The sequence below is a fragment of the Mesorhizobium sp. M7D.F.Ca.US.004.03.1.1 genome (assembly GCF_003998635.1).
GTDB lineage: Bacteria > Pseudomonadota > Alphaproteobacteria > Rhizobiales > Rhizobiaceae > Mesorhizobium > Mesorhizobium loti.
The window spans coordinates 1-2183 of the sequence record NZ_RZQG01000933.1 but is presented as its reverse complement, the minus strand read 5'-3'; the positions used below and the strand labels follow the sequence as shown (position 1 = coordinate 2183).

The window sequence follows — 2183 nt, the reverse complement described above, 5'->3', positions numbered from 1 at the left end:
GCAGCGATCATTTCGGCAAGTTCCAGCGCGCGCGGCAGCAGCCGATCGACATCGACGATCTCGTTGACCAGGCCGGTAGCGACGAATTCGGAGGCCGGCACAATGGCGCCGGTCATCAGCAAAAAGTTGGCGCGGTTGCGGCCGAGCTTGGCAACGCTGCGTTGGGTGCCGCCACCGCCGGGGATTAGCCCGAGCTTGATCTCGGGCAGGCCGAGTTTCGCGAACTGGTTGGCGATGACGATGTCGCAGCACAAGACCAGTTCCATGCCACCACCCAGCGCGAAGCCGTTGACTGCCGCGATCACCGGCTTGGGGTTGTTCTCGATCGCCGCGTACATGCGCGTGCCGGCAGCCTGGAAAGTATCGAACTCGGATGCTGTCTGGGCGGCATATTCCTTGATGTCGGCACCGGCCATGAAACCGCGCCCCTCGCCGGTCACCACGATCGCGCCGACGCCCGAGTCGTCCGACAATGCCTCGAAGGCCTCGGTGATCTCACTTTGCATCACCCGGTTCATGGCGTTGAGCTGGTCGGCGCGCCGGAAGGTGACGATCGCGACGCGGCCCGAAGTTTCGACCGTAAGTGTCTGATAGGCTCGCATCGTCAGGCCGCGTCCACGGTCATGTCACCGGACGCTTCCAATGCGGCAATCTCGTCCTTGGACAGGCCGAACTCGGCCAGGATCTCGCGGCCATGCTGGCCGACCAGCGGCGCCGGCCGCTCGATGGTTGCGGGCGTCTCGCTCATCTTGACCGCGGGTGCCACCACCCGCACCTTGCCGCCGCGCGGATGATCATAGCTGGTGATCATCCGCATATGCTTGACCTGCGGGTCCTCCGCCGCGCGGCGGATATCCTTCACTTCGGCGCACCAGATGTCGACTGCCAGCAGCCGCGCCAACAGATCCTGCGTGGCGAACTTCTTGGTCTCGGCATTGACCTTGTCGAACACCTCGTCGCGCTTGTCGAACAGGGTTTTCAGGTCGTCATAGACGGCAAGCTGCGGCGCCTCCAGCACCTCGTAAAGTGTCTTGAACGGGCTCATGGCGATCGATATGTAGCCGCCGTCCTTCGCCTCGTAGATGCCGAACGGCGCCTGCATACCGGGATGGCCAATGCCGGAATTGGGCCGGACGAAATCTTCGCCGAGATTGAGAACGGCAACATATTCCTGGTTGAGATGCGCCATCAGACCGGCCAGCAGATTGACCTCGATCTTCTGGCCCTTGCCGGTCTTCTCGCGATAGTAGAGCGCCGACAGGATGCCGTAGACCATGTTCATGGCGCCGATCTGGTCGGCGAGACCGGCGCCGGCGGGAACCGGGGCCTGGTCGCCGCGACCGGTGTTGGCAATCAGCCCTGCAAGTCCCTGGATCAGCATGTCCTGGCCGGGGCGCTCGACATAAGGACCTTCCTCGCCATAGCCGGAGCCCGAGCAGTAGATGATGCGCGGATTGACAGCCTTGAAGTCCTCGTAGCCGTAGCCGAGCTTGGCCAGCACGCCGGGGCGGAAATTCTGCACCACCACGTCAGCGCTCTTGGCCATCTCCATGAGGATGGCGTGAACCTTGCGGCTCTTCAGGTTAAGCGCGATCGAACGTTTGTTGCGGTTCCAGGCGAGGAAATTCGGGCTCTCGGAGCCGCCCACCCATTTGGCAAAGAAGGTCATGCCGCGGAACATGTCGCCGGCGCCGGCGCGCTCGACCTTGATGACGTCGGCGCCCATGTCGCCGAGCAGCTGGGTGGCGAACGGCCCTTGCAGCAGATGGCTGAAATCGAGGATGCGGACGCCTTCGAGGGCCTTGTTCATTTCATGTCTCGTTTCGTGTTGTCAAAGCAGTTCGGGCACGTAGCGGGGTGCTGCGGTCAGCCCGCCGTCGACGCGCAGGTCGGTGCCGGTGGTGAAGCCAGCGGCGTCGGAGGCGAGATAGATTGCGGCTTCGGCCACTTCGGAAGGCTCGCCGATGCGGCCGAGCGGATGCATCTTGACCCAGGCCTTGGCGAGGTTGCCGCCGATCTCCTTGATCAGCCTGTCGTTCATCGGCGTGTTGATGGTGCCTGGCGAGATCGAATTGACCCGGATGTTCATCGGACCGAACTCGACCGCCATCTGACGCGTCATTGCCATCACCGCGCCCTTGGCGCCAGCATAGGCGGTCCAGCCGTCGAGGCCGATATGGCCC

General features: G+C 63.4%; 3 protein-coding genes. All 3 read right to left on the bottom strand.

What is annotated here, in order from left to right; translation table 11 throughout:
* Positions 1–602: enoyl-CoA hydratase/isomerase family protein (locus tag EN935_RS32125; RefSeq protein ID WP_164771535.1), on the bottom strand; the 602-nt coding region annotated here is incomplete at its 3' end.
* A 2-nt stretch (positions 603–604) separates the two neighbouring features.
* Positions 605–1810: a CaiB/BaiF CoA-transferase family protein gene (locus EN935_RS32120; protein ID WP_127265742.1), complete on the bottom strand. Its 1206-nt coding sequence runs from the start codon at positions 1808–1810 to the stop codon at positions 605–607.
* 21 nt (positions 1811–1831) lie between these two features.
* The coding region (locus EN935_RS32115) for an SDR family oxidoreductase (RefSeq protein WP_127374025.1) at positions 1832–2183 on the bottom strand (352 nt) is incomplete at its 5' end.